A 21,042-nucleotide genomic window follows, 5' to 3' on the forward strand; every position below is an offset into this window, starting at 1 on the left:
CCCGATTACTCTCACGTACACGCGCGAGGGTGGCGGGCGCTCCGGCCCTCCGTCAAGCGGATTTAAGAAGCGCCCGCCGCGGGGTCAACGCAGCGCGCTGAGCCGACCGATCAGCATTTGACTGGCAAGGCTCGCCGCCTTCGCTGCCCCCTCTTCGTAATTCCCCGGCTTGGCGGTGAATTCGAACTTGCGCGTCTTGCCGAAGCGCAGCCCACCAAAGCCCGCGACGGCGGCAAGGCCACCAGCGACATTCGCTCCCGACTGCAGCGCCTTGTCGGTGCCGCTCGTCGCGTCATTCTTTTCGACGAACTCGCCCTCGACGGCGACCGGCGCCTTCACCGTGATGACCGCCTGCTTGCCCGCAGGGGTGATCAGCGTCATGCGCGAATAATCGGCGCTGACCGACAAGGCGCTGTTCACCTGCAGCCCGCCGAAGCTGAAGGCGCCCGGTCGCTTCTGCTGCGAAAAATCGATCAGATAGACGACGTCGATCACGCCGACGCCGCTTTCGCGCGCATAATTGTTCAGCGCCATACCGGCCTGCCCCGCCGCCATGTTGATCCCCATGCTGCTCATCCCGCTGCCCATGAAATCACCGGGGATCATCAGCAGCGACGGCAACGCCGACGGTTTGAAATAGGTCGCCTTGCCCTTACTTCCCTTTTCCAGCGCCAGGTTGATGTCGAGCGGCGCCGCCTGCGATTTGGTCTTTGCGAGCGCCGGATGAGCAAACAGATCGCCGGCCGTCTGAACCGCATAGCCGCCCGCGGTCAGCTGCGATACGAAATCGGCATAGGCAGCGTCGGTGATTGCCTGCATCATTTCCGGCGTAACCCCGACCAGTTCGCTCTTCGCCTTGGTCGTCCCCCCGAACGCCCCCATCAATCCGCCCGAAGCCGCGGTGCGGTCGATCGATTCAAAGATGAAGCCGACGTTGAACGCACCGATCGCGACCGTCGTCACGCCCTTGGCGTTCGACGGGCCGGAAATCTTGACCGGTTCCTTTTCTTTTGCGGCAATGGTGATGGGCTGCGCGATCATTACGGCCATCGCGATGCCCGCGAATAACTTCCTCATGGGTATTCCCCCTCCGACTCCCCACCCCGCCGGTCGACCCACCCGACCGGAAAAGGGAGTTATCGAAGCAACCCACGGCCCCCGCATCGGCCAGATGCGGGGGGCATGTCAAGCTTGTGACGTCACGCCGTCACCCGTTCTGCCACTTGAAATCGGCGGGCAGGATACATTTGCCCGCGTCATATTTGCCGACGCTGCGGATGATCTCCTGATCCTCGGGCTCGATCCGGCGGCCGCTGATCTGGCTGTCGATCACGCGGCGAACCAGCGCGTCGAGCCTGGTCACCAGATAGCAGTCGATCGCCGGCGGCGCGTGCGGATTGCCGACGCCGCTATCGTCGGTCAGGAACAGGTATCGCGATTGCGTCGCCGCGGCCATCGCGCGCATCGCATATTCGGCCTTGTCGGCGACGCCCGATGCGGCAACCGGCGTGATGTGGATGCGCTTGGCGCGCGCGGCTTCCGCCGCCTGCCACGTCCGCCCGAACAACTGGTCGTGCGGCGGCGCATCGGCGACGAGCAGCAGCGACTTGACCGCGTCGGCGCGCCACTCCTGCCCGACCGCGCGGATCAGCGCCTGATCCATCGCTTCGGGATAATCGCCGCCACCGTTCGCATTCTGCCGCGCAAGGGTGCCCTGTACCCGCCCGACGTCGCGGTCGAAAACGACCGTGCGCGTGACATATTCGTCGCCCAGGTCGCGGTAGAAGACAAAACCGATGCGAATATCCAGATCGCGATGCTTGGCGGTGATCGCACTGATGATCGATCGCAGTTCGGACTGCAGATAATTGATCTCGTCGCCCATGCTGCCCGTCGTGTCGACGACCAGCATCAGGTCGAGCTTGCTCACCTTCGTCGCGGCCTGATTGGCGGTCAGTCCGACGAGCTGGCCTCCCGCCGCGTTGGCGACGAGCACTGGCCGCACGTCGGCGATGGTGCGCCCCGCCTTGCGCGCGGTCACGGTGATCCGCTCGCTCAGCCGGTCGAGGCCCGGGAAGAACACCGCGTTGCCATCGGCTTGCGTTGCCATGGTGATGCTGTTGCCGTCGCTGCACGTCACGATGACATCGGCAAAGGGGATCGGCTGGCCGCTCCGGTCGTTGACCTTCACCGTGACCACACGCGTCGTGTCGACGCGCGGCAGGCTCTGCACCTCTTGCCCCAGATCGCCGCTGCGGCCGACATAGGCGGCGTAGAGTTCGGGGTTGAGCAGATCGTCATGCTCGCCCGCGGTCAAAATGCCCGCCTGCGGCTGCGGCCGTGGATAGGGGCGCGGCGGATGCGGCAGGGCGATCCGCGCGTCGCCCACCGAACCCGGCACCGGCGGGGCGGCCGATCGTTCGGCGCTCATTTCTTCGGCGCCGATGCTCGTCACCGGGCTCGGCGAATCGAGCGCGGGCGACGCTACGCGCGAACCGGTGACGACGACCTCCGAAACCTCTCCGGCATCGACATAGGAGGGCGCGGGCGGTGCCATAAGTGGCGGCGGCGGCGGAGGAGGTGGTGGTGGCGGGGGTGGCGGCGGCATCGGTTCGGACGCCGTGACGACCGCACGATCGCGCTTGCTCCCGCCCTTCGTCTTGACGCTGTTGCTGGACTGCTGCTGCGGCTGAACCTCGGGATCGAGGCGCGGCAACGGATCGGCGGTGCGGCAGAAACCCTGCCCCGGCGCTTCCCGCGCCTGGGTCGCCGCTATCGGCACCGGACCGGCACCCGTCGTCAGCACCGCGAACAATGTCGCCGATGTCAGAAACTTGCTTTTCATGAACGCTCCCCGGCCCTCGCCAATACGGTTGATGCGAACCCGCACTTTGATTGCGACCGCTGCGGTGAACCATGGGTGAATTGCGCCGAACCGACTATGCCCGCGATCACATTGTCATCGCGCATCGGCCTGCGCTAAGGAGCGGCGCATGGCGTCGCAGTTCAATCCTCACCAACCACATCCGATGATGGCGCGCGCCGAAGCGCTGGCCAATGCCGGACGCGCGGAAGAGGCGATGCTGCTGATCCGCCAGCTGGCCGCGCAAGGCCAGCCCGACGCCTTGTTCGTCCTTGCCCGCAACCTGTGGAGCGGCGGCGCCATAGCATCGGACCCGGTCGCGGCGCGCGTTCAGTTCGATCTAGCCGCGAAGGCCGGGCATGGCCCGGCCCGGATCCTCAGCACAAATTTGCTGGCGAGCGGCATCGCGGGGCCGCGCGACTGGCCCGCCGCGATTGCCCGCATGGCCGGCGAAGTCGCGATCGATCCGCGCCGCAAGCTGCAGATCGAATTGCTCAAAAAAATGGCGCTGACCGCGTCGGGCGATCCCGAAGTCTGCCGCAAGCCCGAACGGCTGGCGGAAGCGCCCGACGCCGTGCGGTACCCCGGTTTTGCCACGGCCGCCGAATGCGCCTATCTGCTCGACGTCGGCGGCAAAAACTATCGACCGGCCCAGATCAACGACGGCCGCGGCGGAACGCGACTCGACCCGATCCGCAACAGCGACGAGTTCACGATCCAATGGTTGCTGGAAGACCCGGTGGTCCATGCGATCAACCGCCGTATCGCAGCGGTTGCCCAAAGCGACGCGGACTGCGGCGAGGCGCTGCAATTGCTGCGCTATCGCCCGGGCCAGCAATATCGGTCGCATTTCGATTTCAACCCGCAGCTCGACAATCAGCGGGTGCTGACCGCGCTCATCTATCTCAATCACGATTACAAGGGCGGCGAGACCAATTTCGTGAAGACGTCGCTGAAGTTCAAAGCGCGCAAAGGCGACCTGCTGTTGTTCCGCAACACCCTGCCCGATGGGGCAGTCGATCCCGCATCGGAACATTGCGGCATGCCCGTCGTCAACGGGACAAAATATATCGCATCGCGCTGGATCCGCGAACGCCGCTTCGTCCCCTGAGCCAGTCGATCAGACGGTACTGATCCGCGCGCCGGCATGGCGCTCGATCCGTCCCGCCAGTTCGAGTTCGAGCAGGACCAGCTGCACCGCCGGCGCGGGACGTCCCGACAGGCGGATGATTTCGTCCACCGCGACCGGCGTCGGGCCGAGCAGGTCGACGACGCTATGCCGGTCGTTGTCGCGGAGCGATCCCGCGGCGTCGACGTGCATCGGGGGCATGACCGGCGCTGATGCCGGTTCACGCACCATCCGCCTGTCGATCGGCCCGATCGCCTCGAGCACGTCCTCGACCGTCTGGATCAGCGTGGCACCTTCGCGGATCAGCAGGTTGCAGCCCTGCGCGCGCGGGTCGAGCGGCGACCCCGGCACCGCCATGACCTCGCGCCCATAATCCCCCGCCCGCCGCGCCGTGATCAGCGATCCCGACCGCGGCGCCGCCTCAATCACCACCGTGCCATGCGCCAGCCCGGCGATGATGCGGTTGCGCGACGGGAAATGCCGCGCCAACGGCTCGCTGCCCGGCGGCTGTTCGGCGATCAGCAACTGGTCGGTCGCAATCTTTTCCTGCAGCGCGGCATTTTCGGGCGGAAAGGCGATGTCGATCCCGCTCGCGATCACCCCCACCGTCGCTCCACCGAGCGCGCCAATATGCGCGGCGGTATCGACCCCGCGCGCCAGCCCGCTGACCACGGTGACATCGCGCGCCACAAGGTCGGCGGCGAGTTGGCGGGCGAAACGGCACGCGATCGCCGAAGCGTTGCGTGCGCCGACGATCGCGACGCATGGGCGCTGCAACATCGCCGTGTCGCCGCGCACGACGATCACCGGCGGCGCGCCCTCGACTTCGCGCAGCTGCGATGAATATTCGGGCTCGTCGCTGAAAATATGCCGCGCGCCGAGGTCGGCGACGCGCGCAAATTCACGCTCGGCAACCTCGATCGTCGCGATCCGCGCCTTTCCTGCCCCGCCGCGCAGGACCAGTTCGGGCAGCGCATCGAGCGCCGCCTCGCCCGATCCGAACCGCTGCATCAACTGGTGCCAGCTGACCGGGCCGACATGCGGCGTGCGGATCAACCGCAACCGCGCCAGCCGCTCCGCAGGGGTCACGCGGCGGCGTCTTTCTTCGCGCCGATCCTGGGTTCGGTCCCGGCGCGCAGCCGCGCGATATTCTCGCGGTGCCGCCACAGCACGATGACCGCGAGTCCCGCCAGACCGATCGCGTAAACCGGATACCCCAGCGCGATCGCGGCAAGCGGCGCAGCCACCGCCCCGAGCATCCCGCCGAGCGAGGAGATGCGCAGCAACAGGACCGCGCCAATCCATACCGCGGCAAAGACAAGCCCGATCGGCCAAGCCAGCGCGAGCGCAAGGCCCAGCAATGTCGCGACCCCCTTGCCGCCGCGAAACTTGAGCCACAGCGGATAGCAATGGCCGATCATCGCCGCCGCGCCCGCAATCATCGCCGCCTGATCGCCAAGCTCCGGCACGAAATGCCGTGCCAGCAGCACCGCTACCGCGCCCTTCGCGCCATCGAGGATCAGGGTCGCCGCCGCCAGCCCCTTGCGCCCGGTGCGCAGCACATTGGTCGCCCCGATATTGCCCGACCCGATCTGACGCAGATCGCCTGCCCCGAACAGACGGGTCAGGATGACTCCGAAAGGGATCGACCCGAGCAGATAGCCCATGGCGATCAGCAGCAAATTGGTCATGGTGTTCCTCGCTACGTTCGCGAGGGTTGTGGCGAAGTTGGCGCACGCAAGCAACGGATTAGGATGCGGTCGTCGCCATATTGGACAAACATCAAACTTCGTCATCCCGGCGAAGGCCGGGATCTCGCCGCTTCAACCTGACGCAACGGCGAGATCCCGGCCTTCGCCGGGATGACGAGAAACGGAAGGCCGGAACAGATTGAGCGTCAACCGCCCCGCTGCTAATCGCCGCGCATGAACCCCGCCCCCGATGCCCCGATCCTGTTCTTCGACTCCGGCCTTGGCGGCCTCACCGTCCTCGGCCCGACGAGGGCGCTGCTGCCGACCGCGCCGATCGTCTATGCCGCCGATTATGCCGGGTTGCCCTATGGCCAGAAAAGCGAAGCCGAACTCGCGGCGCGCGTCCCGGCGCTGCTCGGGCGGCTTGTCGAACGCTACCAGCCCCGGCTTGCGGTCATCGCGTGCAACACCGCCTCGACGATCGCGCTCGCCCATGTCCGCGCCGCGCTCGACCTGCCAATCGTCGGGACGGTACCCGCGATCAAGCCCGCCGCGACTCTCTCGAAGACCGGGGTCATCGGAGTTCTCGGCACCGAAGCGACGGTCCGCCAGCCCTATGTCGATGACCTCAGCGCGCGCTTTGCGGGCGGCAAAACGGTGCTGCGCCACGGCAGTCCCGGGCTGGTCACCGGCGCGGAGGCCAAGCTGCGCGGCGAACCCGTCGATCCCGCCGTCATCGCGCGCGCCATTGCGGGGCTCAGCGATCAAGCGGGCGGCGATGCGATCGACGTGATTGTCCTCGCCTGCACCCATTTTCCGCTGCTCGCGGATGAGCTTCAGGCGGCGGCCGGTCCCACCGTGACCCTGATCGATGGCGCCGACGGCATCGCGCGGCGGATCGCCGCTTTGACGCAGGGCCAGTCCTGGCCCCCCTTCCCCACGCCCGGGGTCGCGGTCTTCACGCGCAGCATCGACCGGCCACCGCCGCCGCTCGCCACGCTCGCGCCCTATGGCATCGACCGGATCGAAACGATCTGACGCGTCACTCGCGCCCCGCGGCGCACGCCGCGAGCCAGGTGCGATCCTCGGGCTGCGGCCCTTGTCCGCCCAGGCTGCGGACGCGCGGGATGCCCATGTCGCGCGTCACACCCCGACAACTGGGCGGCGCATCGCTCGACGTGCTGAACAATCGACCGCGGCACTGGAACAGTCGTTCTTTCGACGGAGCCCATCCCACCTTGGCGGCATCTTGCGGCGCTCGACCGGGACAATAGCTGTCCGTATCCGATCCCGGGTCGCCGCAGATCTTGTCGATCTGCGCCACGCCGCCCGTCACCGTGCCAACCAACCTCTGTTCATAATAGGCGTTCGTCGCAAAATAGCGCTGGACGCCGCACAAGCGGTTCCCGCGCTGCGCGAGCAATTTGTACGAGCAGATTTCCGCCCCGCGATAGGTCTCGCAGGACATCCATGCGCCGTCGAACGGCGCCGGCGTCGACGCCGGGATGGGAGCGGACACCCCTATCGCGGCGGCAAGCACCCCCATGACAACAACCGGAAAACGGATCATGATCTTGCTCCTTCGCGCAGCTTACGGTTCGCGCCTTAGCCGCCGGGCGTCAATGTACCGGTGCGATAGATCACAGTGATCGACGCAATGACTTGCGAATCGTTTGCACTGGATTTCGGCCCAATTCGCCGTTATTGGCCCGCCTGTTAATAGCCGCCCAGAACGAGCGGCGCGGGAACCTGACTGCGGGGCCGGACCTTGAACTATAACGACATCTTCGCTCGCGCGATCGACCGGCTGCACGAAGAAGGACGCTACCGCGTCTTTATCGACATCCTGCGCAACCGCGGCGCCTTTCCCAATGCGCGCTGCTTTGCCGGGCATAATGGACCCAAGCCGATCACCGTCTGGTGTTCGAACGACTATCTCGCGATGGGCCAGCACCCCAAGGTCGTCGAAGCGATGGAAGCGGCGTTGCACGACGTCGGCGCCGGTTCGGGCGGCACCCGCAACATCGGCGGCAACACCCATTATCACGTCGACCTCGAAGCCGAACTCGCCGACCTCCACGGCAAGGACGGCGCGCTGCTGTTCACCTCGGGCTATATCTCGAACGAAGCGACGCTCGGCACGCTCGGCAAACTCTTGCCCAACTGCATCATCTATTCGGACGAATTGAACCACGCCTCGATGATCGCGGGCATCCGCAATTCGGGCTGCGAAAAGCGGGTGTGGCGCCACAACGACCTCGCGCATCTCGAAGAACTGCTGGCGCAGGACGATCCCGACGCGGCCAAGCTGATCGCGTTCGAAAGCGTCTATTCGATGGACGGCGACGTCGCCCCGATCCACGCGATCTGCGACCTCGCCGACAAATATAATGCGCTGACCTATTGCGACGAAGTCCATGCGGTCGGCATGTACGGCCCGCGCGGCGGCGGCATCACCGACCGCGACGAAGCCGCGAGCCGCGTGACGATCATCGAAGGCACGCTGGGCAAGGCGTTCGGCGTGATGGGCGGCTATATCGCCGCCGACAAGAATATCATCGACGTGATCCGCTCTTACGCCCCGGGCTTCATCTTCACGACCAGCCTGTCGCCGGTGCTCGTCGCCGGGGTGCTCGCCAGTGTCCGCCACTTGAAAGAATCGAGTGTCGAACGCGACGCGCAGCAGGCCGCGGCAGCGTTTCTGAAGCAGAGCTTCCGCGACGCGGGCCTGCCGGTGATGGATTCGACCACCCATATCGTCCCGCTGATGGTCGGCGACCCGGTGCGCGCGAAGAAGATCAGCGACATCTTGCTCGCCGAATATGGCGTCTATGTACAGCCGATCAATTTCCCGACCGTGCCGCGCGGCACCGAACGCCTGCGCTTCACCCCGGGTCCGGCGCACGACGAAGCGATGATGCGCGAGCTGACGCAGGCGCTCGTCGAAATCTGGGACCGGCTCGAACTGCGCAAGGCCGCGTAATTTGCGGTGGAGCGGTCTCCGTGCAGTAGTGATCGAACGGTTCGCGCCCGAACTGCGGAAACGGCTCGACATCCATAGCGCCGCTTATGGCAATTGTAGTTGCGGCCACGCATGGCTGACGTTCGACGGCGACGTTATCGCGAATTTTTGTACACGCGCGCATTTCATCGCGAGCGGCATGGACACCTCGGCGGCTAAGCAAAACGCCATGTACCGGCACCAGTTCGCCGATTTCGGCGAGCTGAGCCGTCAGGATGCCTATCAGGCCTGCTGGGCATTCGTGCATGAGCTCTCGATCGAACAGGCGCTGAACGACGAAGATCCGTTGATCCAGTCGCTCGCCATCGCCGACGCCCGCATCGGCAAGCGGCGCCTCGCGCAACTCAATGCCACCATGCTGCACCGGCTGCCTGCTCATATATTGGAACTCCGCCGAACCATCTTGGGCTTCGATCGGCGCGACGCCGCGTGACGGGCGCGCCGACCTATGACGAGATCGTCGTCGGACGCCGTTCGATCCGCGGCTTTCTCGACAAGCCCGTCCCGAAGGCACTGATCGCCGAGATCATTGAGGTCGCGATGCGCGCGCCTTCGTCCTACAACAACCAGTGCTGGAACTTCTCGGTCGTCACCGGCGCGCCGCTCGACGCGATCCGCCGTGGCAACACCGAAGGCATTTTGGCGGGCAAGCCCGACAGCCGCGAATTTCGGACTTTCAACGTCGTCCCCGACGAACATCGCGGTCGCCAGATCGAAGTCGCCAAACAATTGTTCGGTGCGATGGGCATCGACCGCGACGACAAGGCGGGACGCCAGGACTGGGTGCTGCGGGGTTTTCGCCAGTTCGACGCGCCAGTCAGCATCGTCGTCACTTACGACCGCGTCCTGCTCGGCAGCGACATCGCACCCTTCGACTGCGGCGCGGTCACCAACGCGCTGGTTAACGCCGCCTGGTCGCGCGGGCTCGGCTGCGTCATCAACAGCCAAGGCATCATGCAGTCGCCGGTGGTGCGCGAGCATGCGCAGATTCCCGACGATCAGGTCATCATGATCTGCGTCGCGATGGGCTGGCCCGACGACGATTTTCCCGCCAATGCCGTGGTGTCGAACCGCAAGAGCGTCGCGGATGCAGCGCGGTTCGTGGGGTTCGACGACTGACAATCGCCGGCAATGCGGCCCGTCCCGGGAGGGATGGACGGACCGCACCTGTGCCGGACGAAGGGGTCAGCCCGGCAGCAACACGCCATCAACGACGTGGATCACGCCGTTCGACTGCTTGACGTCGGCGATGGTGATCTGCGCCTTGCCGCCCTTGGCGTCGGTGACATACCATTTGCCGTCCTTGCCCCAGACGGTCAGTTTGGCGCCCTGAACGGTCGTCAGCGTCGCCTTGCCGCCGTTCGCCTGCGCATTGGCGGCCAGATCGGCGGCGGTCAGCGTGCCGGGCACGACATGATAGGTCAGCACCGCAGTCAGCGTGCCCTTGCTTTCGGGCTTCAGCAGCGTGTCGACGGTCCCGGCGGGCAGCTTGCCGAACGCGGCATTGGTCGGCGCAAAGACGGTGAATGGGCCGGGGCTGGCCAGCGTGTCGACCAGCCCTGCGGCCTGCACCGCGGCGACCAGCGTGGTATGATCCTTTGAATTGACGGCATTTTCGACGATGTTCTTGCTTTCGTACATCGCGGCGCCGCCGACCATCGGGTTGGCGAGCGCAGCGCCGCCTCCGGCAACCATGACCAAAGCAGCAAGCGACGCGGAGAGTTTGGAAAGTTTCATCATACGATCCTCTGGTTTCTGGCACCCCGGAAATGCAGGATGCGGCGCAGCTACGGCACCGACCCGCCAACGGATGCACGGCAACCTCAGATCGTGATAATTTTTCCGGACGCGACCGCGGCGCCGCTCGGCGCCGGGTGCGGCGTCTTGGACACCGGCTCCATCGTGATTGCCAGCGTTGCGCCTTCGGTCATCAGCAGGCGATGCGGCGGCGGCATCGTCATTTCGGCCTCGCCCGCATGGCCGATCTGCCCGAGCGAGACGGGCGCGCCGCCGTCGGGAATGACCCACAGTTCGGGCGCCAGCGTGCCGGGTTCGAAACCGTGGATGCGCAGTTGCATCAACCCGCTGGACTGGTTGTAACGCGCCAGCACCAACGGCCCCGCGGCGTCGCTTTCGATCCGCGCGACCGCCAGCTGGGGGCTGGCGGGCACGGGTGACGGCACGGGCCGGGTGATCAGCACAAAGGCGAGGGCCGCCGCCACGGCGCCCGACAGCAGCGCCCCGGCGCGCCAGCGGCGCAAGCGCGTCTCGATCGCCGTAACCTTGTCGGCGGGCGCATCGGCCAGCCGCCGTTCGATCGCGTTCCACACCGCAGCGCCCGGTTCGGCGTCGGTCCACTCGCCATGCAGCGGCGCCAGCCTCGCCTCCCACGCCGCGACCAGCGCCGCGAAGGCGGGATCGCTCAGCGACAGCCGCAACGCATCGGCGCGCGCCTGCCCGTCCAGCAGGCCGAGCGCCAGTTCGGCGGCGAGCGCGTCGCGCTCCTGATCGGGCGTCAGATGGTCATCCATCGCCAAGACAATCCTTCAGGCGCATGAGGCCGCGCCGTATCCAGCTTTTCATCGTTCCCAGCGGCACCTTCTCGCGCTCCGCCAGTTCAGCATAGGTCGATCCGTCGAAAAAGGCGGCACGGATGCACAAGCGGGTGCGATCCTCCAGCTCGCCGAGGCAGCGGTGCAGCTGTTCGCCTTCCTCCGCCGCGACCAGCGACTGGTCGGCGCGCGGGGCTTCGTCGGCCACCGCAAAGGCGGCCTGTTCGGGCAAGGTATCGCGCGCCGCACGCCCTGCGACCGAGCGCCGCCAGTCGATCGCGCCGTTGCGCGCGATCGTCGCCAGCCAGGTGATCGGGCTGGCGCGCGTGGCATCGAACTGCCCCGCGCGCTCCCACACCTTGATGTAGACGGTCTGCAAAACATCCTCCGCACTGGCCCTCTCGCCACAGATACGGAGGCAAATTCCAAATAGTTTCGCGGCGGTCAGGTCGTACACTTGGCGCAGCGCCGCCCGATCGCCGCGCCCGACCGCAGCAAGCGCCGCCGCCAGTCGCATTCGCGCCTCGTCCGCGCTCGATGGCCATTGCATGTCGCTCACCGCGCCAAGTCGTAGAGCGATCACGGGATTATTCAAGCGGCAGGCGCCCGCATCATCCCCCAGAAATGCGGCCCGCCGCCCGGCACATCCCATTCCACCTGCGTGACGAAACCCAGCCGCTGGTAAAGCGGCACATTTTCAGGCGTCGCAGTTTCCAGCCAGCAGGGCAGCCCGTCGGCGTCGGCAACCGCCGTTTGCGCGCGGATGATCCGCCCGCCATGTCCCTTGCCCTGGTGGTCGCGGCGCACCCCGACATAATGGAGGTACCAGAAGCGCCCCTGCGGCCGATGCGCGTCGATGCTGCCCTGCACCTTCAACCCGCGCGGCAAGGCGGTGCCGAAGGTCGCGATCAGCGGCAGGACGCTGCGCAGGAATTCCAGCTTCCCGCCATGCGCCTGCCCCGGCGCGCGCCACAGCGCCGCCGCTTCGTCGCCCGCCGACCGCAGCGCGACGCCCGCGCGCATGTCGGCGGGAACGAGGGTACGAAACAGGCTACGCAGCGCGCGACCGCGTTGGGCGGGGTCGGGCAAAATCCACGACAGCGCCGGATCGGTCTGGAACGCCTGCGCCAGCGTTTCGATGAGCGCGGGCTGGTGTGCCTTGGTTGCCGTCGCTATTCTATCCATTCGCATCCCCGCTCGACGGCGTTCGTGCCGACATGAGTAAACCGTAGCCCTGAGCTTGTCGAAGGGCGCTTCTCGGATAGGCGCCCCCTTCGACGGCCTTACAGGCGCTCGGGACAGGCTTCGACAAGCTCAGGGCTACGGTAAATGCGGGGCGATCAGTTGCATTCCATTCGCCGTTAATCGCGGCAATAACCTTCGCCGTCCTTGACCTTCAGGCAATCCTTCTTGCCCGCCAGATATTTGAGGCCAGTCGCATCGCCGGTCGATGCGGCAAGCGTCAGCGTTTCGGTGCCACGGGTAAACGCAATGCCGCCATCGCTGTCGCTGCCGTCATAGCGGCCCTTGGTGTCGAGATCCGACTGCATCTCCAGCTTGTACTTGCCGGGTTCGCCGGGGGTGATCGTCACATACATGCCCTCGACCCCGGTCCATTTGCCCGCCCACGCCGCATAGCGGTGCGAGGTGGCTGCTTCCGTCGCTTCGGGCGGGGCCGTTTCGACCGGAACCTCGGTCGTCGTCGTATCGGTCGGCGCGGGCGCTTCCGCCTTCTCGCATCCGCTCAGAACAACCAGCGCCGCTGCGCCGGCGAAAATCAGGCCTTGCTTTCGCATCTTGCGTCTCCTTCCCCACTCCGAACGCTGCAAAGGAAACAAATATCCCGTCATTCGGCAAGAATTTCCGCATAATGACCGGGATCGACATTGCCCCCCGACAGGGTGACGAGCGTTGCATCGCCCAATTCCACCTTGCCCGCCAGCACCGCGGCCAGCGCCGCCGCGCCGCCGGGCTCGACCACCAGATGCAGCCGCTCGAACGCTACCCGCATCGCGTGCCGCACCTCGGCACGGGTCACCACGACCCCGCGCACGCCGCGCGCTTGCAGTACCGCGAAATTGATCGGCCAGGTCTGCGGCGTTTGTAGCGCGTCGCATTCGGTCGGATAGGCCAGATCCTCGACCGACAGGATTTCGCCTGCTGCCAGCGAGCGCGTCACATCGTCCCAGCCCTCCGGCTCGACGGCGATGATCTCGGCATCGGGACACGCCAGCGCCAGCCCAGCGGACAGTCCGCCGCCGCCGCAACAGGCCACCACCTTGTCCGGTCCCGCGATCCCGCGCGCCGCCAGCTGCGCCCGCGCCTCGATCCCCGCGCTCCCCTGCCCCTCGATGATCCACGGATCGCCATAGGCGTGGACCAATCTTCCGCCGCTCGCTTCGAGCAATTTCGCTGCCACCGCGTCGCGCGATTCGGTCACGCGGTCGTACAGCACCACCTCGGCGCCGAGCGCGCGCGTCGCCGCCAGCTTCATCTTGGGCGCGTTACTCGGCATCACGATCGTCGCCTGGATGCCCAGCCGCTTCGCCGCCCAAGCGACGCCCTGCGCATGATTGCCGCTCGACACGCCGACCACCCCTGCCGCGGCCTGCTCGGGGGTCAGGTCGGTCAACCGGTGCCAGGCACCGCGAATCTTGAACGCGCCGACCGGTTGCAGGCACTCGGCCTTGCACCAGATCGTCCTGCCGTCGACATCGAGCGGCAGCAGCGGCGTTTGCGGCAGCAGCGCAGCGACTTTCGCAGCGGCGCGTTCAACCCCGGCAAGGGTCGGTGCACGGTCGGGACGGAGAAGGGCATCGGGGCTTTGCTGTGTCATGGCTTCGTCCTATAGGGCCGGGCATACAAGACAAGCCGCATAGGTAGGCGCAGGAGATTTTTCGATGAGCAAGGTTCTGGTGATCGGCGCAGGCGGCGTCGGTTCGGTCGCGGTGCACAAGATGGCGATGAACCCCGACATCTTTCCCGACATCACGCTGGCCAGCCGCCGCAAGTTCAAATGCGATGCGATCGCCGAGTCGGTGAAGGCGCGCACCGGCGTCACGATCAAGACCGCCGAGGTCGATGCCGATCATATCGACGCGACCGCGGCGCTGATCCGCGACATCGGCGCGACCCACGTCGTCAACCTCGCGCTGCCCTATCAGGATCTGACGATCATGGAGGCGTGCCTGTCGACCGGAGCGCATTATCTGGACACCGCCAATTACGAACCGCGCGACGAGGCGAAGTTCGAATATCACTGGCAATGGGCCTATCATGATCGCTTCAAGGACGCGGGGCTAATGGCGCTGCTTGGCTCAGGCTTCGACCCCGGGGTGACCAGCGTGTTCACGACCTGGCTCAAGAAACATCATTTCGACCGCATTGACACGCTCGACATCCTCGACTGCAACGGCGGCGATCACGGCCAGCATTTCGCGACCAACTTCAACCCGGAGATCAACATCCGCGAAGTGACCGCGGTCGCACGCCACTGGGAAAATGGCGACTGGGTCGAAACCCCGCCGATGTCGGTGAAGCAGTCTTTCGACTTCGAGGAAGTCGGCCCCAAAAATATGTACCTCATGTATCATGAGGAGATCGAAAGCCTGAAGACGCACCTGCCCGAAATCAAGCGCATCCGGTTCTGGATGACCTTTGGCGACGCCTATATCCAGCACCTCACCGTGCTGCAGAACGTCGGCATGACGCGCATCGACCCGGTGATCTACGAGGGCAAGGAAATCATCCCGCTCCAGTTCCTGAAGGCCGTGCTCCCCGAACCGTCGAGCCTGGGCGAAACGACCAAGGGCAAGACCAACATCGGCGTCATCGCAACGGGCCTTGGCAAGGACGGCAAGGAAAAGACGGTCTACCTCTACAATATCTGTGACCATGAAGACGCCTATGCCGAAACGGGCAATCAGGCGGTCAGCTACACCACCGGTGTCCCCGCGATGATCGGCGCCGCGATGATGGTCACCGGCACGTGGAGCGGCGACGGCGTGTTCAACATGGAGCAGATGGATCCCGATCCCTTCATGGACATGCTGATGAAGCACGGCCTGCCGTGGCAGGTGAAGGAACTGGACGGGCCGCTAAATTTCTGAGCGATATGACGCCTTGCGTCATTTCCGCGAACGCGGGAACCCATTAGCGGCCTCCAAATTGGGTTTCCCCTTCGCGGGAATGACGAAAGGTTCTTGATATGAAATTGCGAATTGCTGCGTTCATTTTGTTCGCCGCGATCACGACCCCCGCCGCCGCGCAGACCGACGACGCCTACGCCCCCGCGCGCGCGATCGTGGCCGACATCGGCAAGATCGTTACCCCGAACGGGGTGCAAGAGACGTTCGAAGTCATGCTCGGCGGTGCGCGACAGGTCGTCAACGTGCGCGGTTCTGACAAGGCAAATCCTATCCTGGTCTTTGTCCACGGTGGTCCGGGCGCGGTCGAAATGCCCTTTGCCTGGACGTTCCAGCGCCCGTGGGAAGATGTCTTCACCGTCGTCCAATATGACCAGCGCGGCGCCGGGCGCAGCTATCCGCTGAACGATCCCGCAACGCTTGCGCCAACGATGACCGTCGAGCGGTACCGCGACGATGCGATCGAACTGATCGACCTGCTCAAACAGCGCTATGGTAAGCGCCAGGTAGTATTGATGGGACACAGCTGGGGATCGATCGTCGGCCTGTCGGTCGCGGTGAAACGCCCCGACCTGCTCTACACCTATGTCGGCGTCGGGCAGGGCATCGATTTTCGCGAGGGCGAAAAAACGGGCATGGCGTGGACGCGCGCCAAGGCGCTCGCGGCGGGCAACACCAATGCGGTCGCCGCGATCGACGCGCTTGCCCCCTATCCAGCGGGCGAGTTTACGATCGCCAAGGCCGACGGCTGGCGCAAATATGCGATCCCCTACGGGGCGCTGATGTACAACAAGCCCGACCTCGACCTCTATTTCCAGACGCCACGCCTCTCGCCCGAATATAGCGAAGCCGATCGCAAGGCATGGGGTCAGGGCAGCGCCTTTTCGGTCACCACGCTCTGGCCGCGCCTCGCCGATGTCAGCTTTCAGAAGGTAACGAAGATGGACGTGCCGATTGTTTTCCTGCTCGGACGGCACGATTACACCGTGCCATCGCCGGTCGCCGCCGACTGGTTCGCACGGGTCAAAGCGCCCTCAAAGAAGCTCGTCTGGCTCGAACATTCGGCGCATATGCCAATGGTGGAGGAGCCGGGACATTTCTTCGCCGCCCTTCTCCGCGACGTGCTGCCGCTGACCAAGGAGTAATGTCGGGATGACCGCCTATCTCGCCCCCATCGGCCTGCTCATCATCTCGAATATTTTCATGACCTTCGCCTGGTATGGGCACCTCGGCGACATGTCGCGGCCGCTGTGGCTGGCGGTGCTGATCGCGTGGGGGATCGCCTTCTTCGAATATTGCCTCGCGGTCCCTGCCAACCGTATCGGCTACGCCGTTTATACCGCAGCCGAACTCAAGACCTTGCAGGAAGTCATCACGCTCGTCATATTCGCCGGGTTCGCGGTCTTCTGGCTCGGTGAGAAGCTGACTGTGAACCATCTCGTCGGCTTTGGCCTGATTGCGGCGGGGGCTTTCTTCATCTTCAAAGGCCCGATTGCGGTCGCATAGGAACAGAACGACATGGAAACCCGTGCCGGCGACCCCGGAGCTTTCGCAAGCTTCGACCTCAGCCGCGTCCCCTCGCCCGCCTTTGTCGTCGATGCGGCGAAGGTCCGCGCCAATCTGTCGGTGCTGCGCCATATCGGCGACGCATCGGGTGCGCGCGTGCTCGCGGCGCTCAAGGCGTTTTCGATGTGGTCGCTGGGCCCGACGGTAGCGGAATATCTCGACGGCGTCTGCGCGTCGGGCCTGTACGAAGCCAGGCTGGGCCGCGCCGAATATGGCGGTGAAGTCGCGACCTATTGCGCGGGCTACAAGGAAGCCGACCTACCCGAAATCGCCGCGCTCTCGGACCATCTGATCTTCAACTCGCCGGGACAGATCGCCCGCTTTCTTCCGTTGCTCGATGACCTGCGCGCGCAGGGCGTGGCCTTCGACATCGGCCTGCGCATCAACCCGATGCACAGCGAGGGCGAGGTCGCGAAATATGACCCGGCCGCGCCGTGCAGCCGCCTCGGCTTTCCGATCACTCAGCTTCTCCCCGAGCATATGGAGGGCGTCGATGGCGTCCATATGCACAGCCTGTGCGAACAGGATTTCCCGCCGCTGCAACGCACGTGGGACGCCGTCCAGCCGATGCTGCGGCCGTTTTTCGGCCAGCTTAAATGGATCAATTTTGGCGGCGGACACCATGTCACCCGCGCCAATTATCAGGTGGACGACCTGATCGCCTTCCTGAAACAGGTGCGCGCCGCGACCGATTGCGACGTGATGATCGAACCCGGCGAAGCGATCGCGCTCGACGCGGGTATCCTTGTCGGCGAGATCCTTGATCTGTTCGACAATGGCATGCCGATCGGCATCACCGACATTTCGGCGACCTGCCATATGCCCGACGTGATCGAAGCCCCCTATCGCCCCGCGCTGCTAGGCGAAGGCAGCGAGGGCATGCCGACGCGGCTCGGCGGTCCCTCGTGCCTCGCGGGCGACGTGATCGGCGATTACCGCCTCCCCGGCGGTGCGCGCATCGGCCAGCGCTTCGCTTTCCTCGACCAGGCGCATTATTCGATGGTGAAAACCAATACGTTCAACGGTGTCCCGCTGCCGTCCATCTGGTTGTGGGACAGCGAAACCGATGAGCTCCGGCTGATCCGCGAATTCGGGTATGAAGACTTCAAGACGCGGTTGAGTTGAGTCGATCCTCCCTGTCGCGCAGCGATGGGGAGGTAGCAGCGCGGAGCGCTGACGGAGGGGCTTTGGCGCCGACGTCGCCGCCCCTCCACCACTCGCTGCGCGAGCGGTCCCCCTCCCCATCGCTGCGCGACAGGGAGGATCAGCTGCCCACAACCTCCGCCAGCGCCGCGTGAATGTCGCTCACCACCACCGACCCCTCACCCACCGACGAGGCCACGCGCTTGACCGATCCCTTGCGCACGTCGCCGATCGCGTAAATCCGCGGCCAGCTCGTTTCGTAGCGGCTTGGCATCCGGTCGAGCGACCAGCCGGCCTTCACCAGCTCCATCGGCGCAATGTCGGCACCGGTTTTCACGAAGCCGCGCTCGTCGCACACCATTTCCTTTGGCAACCAGCCGGTGTTCGGACTGGCGCCGAGGAACAGGAACAGGAAACCGCAGTCGCAATGCCCTTCGTCGCCACTCTCGCGGTCGCGATAGGTCAACCCGCCCAGCCGATCCTCGCCATGCAGCGCAACGACGTCGGTCGATCCGATAATCTCGATATTCGGATGCTCTTCAAGCCGCTTGACCAGATACTCCGACATCGTTTCGCGCAGGCTCTTGCGGCGGAAGATGACATAGACCTTCTTCGCGACGCTCGCGAGATAGATCGCCCCCTGCCCCGCCGAATTACCCGACCCGACGACGGTCACCTCGGCATTGCCGCACAGCTGTGCCTCCATGGGGGTCGCACCATAATAGATGCCGCGCCCCTCATAAGCCTCGATCCCCTCGATCGGCAGCCGCTGATATTGCGCGCCCGATGCGACCACCACCGCGCGGCTGCGCAGCTTGCGCCCGTCGGCCAGGTGCAGGCAATAGGCGTCCTCGTCGCGCGCGATCGACGCCGCGGGCACCGGCGCGGCGATCCGCGCGCCGAATTTCTGCGCCTGCACCGTCGCGCGGCGCGCCAGTTCATTCCCCGAAATGCCCGTCGGAAAGCCGAGGTAATTTTCGATCTTCGACGATGTGCCGGCCTGTCCGCCCGGCGCCAGCGAATCGAGCGCGATCACCGTCAGCCCCTCGGACGCCGCATAGACCGCCGCCGCGAGACCGCCCGGACCACTGCCCACGACCAGCACGTCGGCGGTCGCGCCGTCGGGCAGCAAATCGAGCCCCAGCGCCGCCGCAAGCTGTTCGGGGGTCGGCTGGACGAGCATATCCGACGCGCCGAGGATAACCACCGGGAGCTGATCCTCGGCAAGGTCGCGCTCGGCGAGCAGGTGCACGGGGACGGGTCCGTCGGCGGGATCGAACCAGCGATGTGCGACGCCATGCTTGGCGAGCAGGTCGCGCAGCGCATAGACGCTGCGGTCGAGCGCCGCGCCGATCACGATTGTCGCGGCAAAGCCACGCTGGTTGCTGAATTCGCGCCGCGCCGACAGCACGCGGACGAAGATGTCCGAATAATGCGAATTGCCCGCGATCAACCGCTGGAAATCGGCGTGCTTGATGCGCAATATCTCCCCATCAGCGCCCATTTCGACGCGCGACAGGTGGCGCTGTCCGGTCAGCACCGACAGATCGCCCGCAAACTGTCCCCGCTCCATCCATCCGACGCGCTTTGGCCCGTCATCGGTCGATGCAAATATGTCGGTGTGCCCCGACAGGGTGACGATGCAATCGGGTGCCATCGTCCCTTCGGCGACTAGCAGGTCGCCCGCCTTGTGCGATTCGATGGTGCCAAAGGCGCAGAGTTCGTCGAGCTCGGAGTCGGAGAAGGTGTGATTGACGTCGGATCGGGAGACCATGGCGTGCCGCTTTCTTTTTTCGTCACCCCGGCGAAGGCCGGGGTCTCACCGGTGCGTCGATATGAGCTGCCGAGATCCCGGCCTTCGCCGGGATGACGAACATAATTGGGACTCAGCCTAGGTCGTGTTGACAAAAGATTTCAGCCATAGTCGCATGGCGGCGAGGTTGAGGAAGCTCTCGAACGAGAGCAGGGTTTTGTCATAGCGTGTTGCAATGCGTCGTTGCTGTTTTAGCTTGCCGAACATGCGCTCGACGCGGTTGCGGTCCTTGTAGCGGCGATAGTCGGGATGCTCTGGCACCTTGCGGTTCGAGCGAGGCGGGATGATCGGCAGGATGCCCCGGACCAGCAGGCTTTCCCGGAAGCGATCACCATCATATCCCTTGTCCGCGAGCAGCGCCTTGGGTGTGGCGACGGGGATCGCCATCAGCGGTTCGGCAGCAGTGTAATCGGAAGCCTCGCCGCCGGTCAGGATGAAGCCGACAGGCAGTCCTTGATTGTCGCAGCGGGCGTGGATTTTGCTCGTAAAGCCGCCGCGTGATCGACCAAGAGCGTTCGCACAAGCCCCCCTTTTCCGCCCGCTGCCGAGACGTGGCCGCGAACGCTGGTGCTGTCGATCATGTGTTGCCAGTCGTCGGTTAGACCCAGATCGACCAGTGTTTGCAGCAGGGCATCCCAGACACCCTGTTCGGCCCAGCGCCGGAAGCGGACATAGACCGAGTTCCACTTGCCGTAGCGCTCGTGCATGTCGCGCCAGGGGCAGCCGACCCGCAGCACGTGAAGCATTCCATTGAGGAACCGCCGGTTATCGCCCGCCGGCCGCGCCCAACGACCGCGCTCAGGCGGCAGCAGCGGCCCAATCAGATCCCACTCCGCTTCCGACAAATCCCCGCGACCCATGACTGCTCCTCAAAAAGCAGTCTTGAATCAGAAGTCGACGCGATTGGGAATCCCTTTTGTCAACACGGCCTAGCTGACAGGCGATTGTTTGTCGCGTCTTTGCCCCGCTCGGCGCACCACTGCCTCGCTTCGCCCCTGACATTACCGTGCTATTACAAAATTGCGCGATGGGGTCTTTACAGGGGGGACCCCCCTCAATATATCGCCCTCCGCTGCCCCAGGGGGACTTCCAATAACCGCAAGGCAGCCTTGTCGTTT

Annotated in this window: 21 protein-coding genes and 1 pseudogene; 9 read left to right on the forward strand and 13 right to left on the reverse strand. The window is 65.2% G+C overall.

Annotated features, from left to right (window positions below; translation table 11 throughout):
- Positions 1–84 precede the first annotated feature (84 nt).
- Positions 85–1,077, reverse strand: coding sequence for a hypothetical protein (locus tag SPYCW_RS08970; protein WP_120216501.1), 993 nt, complete (start codon positions 1,075–1,077; stop codon positions 85–87).
- A gap of 130 nt (positions 1,078–1,207) precedes the next feature.
- The gene (locus SPYCW_RS08975; RefSeq protein ID WP_232014895.1) at positions 1,208–2,845 is read right to left on the reverse strand and encodes a vWA domain-containing protein; all 1,638 of its coding nucleotides are present in this window, start codon (positions 2,843–2,845) and stop codon (positions 1,208–1,210) included.
- A gap of 148 nt (positions 2,846–2,993) precedes the next feature.
- Here SPYCW_RS08975 and SPYCW_RS08980 point away from each other — a divergent pair, with 148 nt between their 5' ends.
- Entirely contained in the window at positions 2,994–3,974 is a 981-nt protein-coding gene (locus SPYCW_RS08980) for a 2OG-Fe(II) oxygenase (protein WP_120216502.1), read from the forward strand.
- A 9-nt stretch (positions 3,975–3,983) separates the two neighbouring features.
- Here SPYCW_RS08980 and dprA read toward each other — a convergent pair whose 3' ends face one another.
- Positions 3,984–5,081, reverse strand: a complete 1,098-nt coding sequence (gene dprA / locus SPYCW_RS08985) for a DNA-processing protein DprA (RefSeq protein WP_172595464.1) — start codon at positions 5,079–5,081, stop codon at positions 3,984–3,986.
- Entirely contained in the window at positions 5,078–5,683 is a 606-nt protein-coding gene (gene plsY, locus SPYCW_RS08990; protein ID WP_120216503.1) for a glycerol-3-phosphate 1-O-acyltransferase PlsY, read from the reverse strand. Before plsY ends, dprA begins: the two co-directional genes overlap by 4 nt.
- Positions 5,684–5,917: 234 nt before the next feature.
- Here plsY and murI point away from each other — a divergent pair, with 234 nt between their 5' ends.
- A complete protein-coding gene (gene murI / locus SPYCW_RS08995) occupies positions 5,918–6,721 on the forward strand; it encodes a glutamate racemase (RefSeq protein WP_120216504.1) in 804 nt (267 codons plus the stop codon).
- Positions 6,722–6,725: 4 nt separating this feature from the next.
- On the opposite strand, the gene SPYCW_RS09000 is transcribed toward murI, so the two are convergent.
- Positions 6,726–7,253 (reverse strand): hypothetical protein, encoded by a 528-nt coding sequence (locus SPYCW_RS09000; RefSeq protein WP_145985968.1) that lies wholly within the window; start codon positions 7,251–7,253, stop codon positions 6,726–6,728.
- A 198-nt stretch (positions 7,254–7,451) separates the two neighbouring features.
- On the opposite strand from SPYCW_RS09000, the gene hemA reads away from it, so the two are divergent.
- Genes hemA through SPYCW_RS09015 form a run of 3 tightly spaced genes read left to right on the forward strand, consistent with a single transcriptional unit; the run spans position 7,452 to position 9,824 of the window.
- Positions 7,452–8,666 carry a 5-aminolevulinate synthase gene (gene hemA / locus SPYCW_RS09005; protein ID WP_120216506.1) on the forward strand — a complete coding sequence of 405 codons (1,215 nt, stop codon included), beginning with the start codon at positions 7,452–7,454 and terminating at the stop codon, positions 8,664–8,666.
- A 1-nt stretch (position 8,667) separates the two neighbouring features.
- On the forward strand, positions 8,668–9,138 hold the full coding sequence (locus SPYCW_RS09010; RefSeq protein ID WP_120216507.1) for an SF0329 family protein: 471 nt from the start codon (positions 8,668–8,670) through the stop codon (positions 9,136–9,138).
- Positions 9,135–9,824: a nitroreductase gene (locus tag SPYCW_RS09015; RefSeq protein WP_120216508.1), complete on the forward strand. Its 690-nt coding sequence runs from the start codon at positions 9,135–9,137 to the stop codon at positions 9,822–9,824. Before SPYCW_RS09010 ends, SPYCW_RS09015 begins: the two co-directional genes overlap by 4 nt.
- A 66-nt stretch (positions 9,825–9,890) precedes the next feature.
- Here the strand turns inward: SPYCW_RS09015 and SPYCW_RS09020 are convergent, their stop codons facing one another.
- The 6 genes from SPYCW_RS09020 to SPYCW_RS09045 all read right to left on the reverse strand — a co-directional run bounded on the left by SPYCW_RS09020 (position 9,891) and on the right by SPYCW_RS09045 (position 14,093).
- Positions 9,891–10,442, reverse strand: coding sequence for a fasciclin domain-containing protein (locus SPYCW_RS09020; RefSeq protein WP_120218207.1), 552 nt, complete (start codon positions 10,440–10,442; stop codon positions 9,891–9,893).
- An 86-nt stretch (positions 10,443–10,528) separates the two neighbouring features.
- Positions 10,529–11,236, reverse strand: coding sequence for an anti-sigma factor (locus SPYCW_RS09025; RefSeq protein ID WP_120216509.1), 708 nt, complete (start codon positions 11,234–11,236; stop codon positions 10,529–10,531).
- Entirely contained in the window at positions 11,229–11,807 is a 579-nt protein-coding gene (locus SPYCW_RS09030; RefSeq protein ID WP_120218208.1) for a sigma-70 family RNA polymerase sigma factor, read from the reverse strand. The genes SPYCW_RS09025 and SPYCW_RS09030 overlap by 8 nt, the downstream gene beginning before the upstream one ends.
- 41 nt (positions 11,808–11,848) lie before the next feature.
- Positions 11,849–12,442 (reverse strand): GNAT family N-acetyltransferase, encoded by a 594-nt coding sequence (locus SPYCW_RS09035; protein ID WP_172595465.1) that lies wholly within the window; start codon positions 12,440–12,442, stop codon positions 11,849–11,851.
- A gap of 176 nt (positions 12,443–12,618) precedes the next feature.
- Positions 12,619–13,053 (reverse strand): hypothetical protein, encoded by a 435-nt coding sequence (locus SPYCW_RS09040; RefSeq protein WP_120216511.1) that lies wholly within the window; start codon positions 13,051–13,053, stop codon positions 12,619–12,621.
- A 50-nt stretch (positions 13,054–13,103) separates the two neighbouring features.
- The gene (locus tag SPYCW_RS09045) at positions 13,104–14,093 is read right to left on the reverse strand and encodes a threonine ammonia-lyase (protein WP_120216512.1); all 990 of its coding nucleotides are present in this window, start codon (positions 14,091–14,093) and stop codon (positions 13,104–13,106) included.
- Positions 14,094–14,157: 64 nt separating this feature from the next.
- On the opposite strand from SPYCW_RS09045, the gene SPYCW_RS09050 reads away from it, so the two are divergent.
- From SPYCW_RS09050 to SPYCW_RS09065, 4 genes are all read left to right on the forward strand, one after another.
- Entirely contained in the window at positions 14,158–15,366 is a 1,209-nt protein-coding gene (locus SPYCW_RS09050; RefSeq protein WP_120216513.1) for a saccharopine dehydrogenase family protein, read from the forward strand.
- 98 nt (positions 15,367–15,464) lie between these two features.
- Positions 15,465–16,547 (forward strand): alpha/beta fold hydrolase, encoded by a 1,083-nt coding sequence (locus tag SPYCW_RS09055; protein ID WP_120216514.1) that lies wholly within the window; start codon positions 15,465–15,467, stop codon positions 16,545–16,547.
- A 7-nt stretch (positions 16,548–16,554) separates the two neighbouring features.
- The gene (locus tag SPYCW_RS09060; RefSeq protein WP_120216515.1) at positions 16,555–16,908 is read left to right on the forward strand and encodes a DMT family protein; all 354 of its coding nucleotides are present in this window, start codon (positions 16,555–16,557) and stop codon (positions 16,906–16,908) included.
- A 12-nt stretch (positions 16,909–16,920) separates the two neighbouring features.
- Positions 16,921–18,093, forward strand: coding sequence for a carboxynorspermidine decarboxylase (locus SPYCW_RS09065; RefSeq protein ID WP_120216516.1), 1,173 nt, complete (start codon positions 16,921–16,923; stop codon positions 18,091–18,093).
- 139 nt (positions 18,094–18,232) lie between these two features.
- Here the strand turns inward: SPYCW_RS09065 and SPYCW_RS09070 are convergent, their stop codons facing one another.
- Both SPYCW_RS09070 and SPYCW_RS09075 read right to left on the reverse strand, forming a co-directional pair.
- Entirely contained in the window at positions 18,233–19,885 is a 1,653-nt protein-coding gene (locus tag SPYCW_RS09070; RefSeq protein WP_120216517.1) for an FAD-dependent oxidoreductase, read from the reverse strand.
- 117 nt (positions 19,886–20,002) lie between these two features.
- Positions 20,003–20,784: pseudogene (locus SPYCW_RS09075) on the reverse strand (IS5 family transposase).
- Positions 20,785–21,042: the final 258 nt, after the last annotated feature.

Source organism: Sphingopyxis sp. EG6 (genome assembly GCF_003609815.1).
In the GTDB taxonomy this organism is placed as follows: Bacteria; Pseudomonadota; Alphaproteobacteria; order Sphingomonadales; family Sphingomonadaceae; genus Sphingopyxis.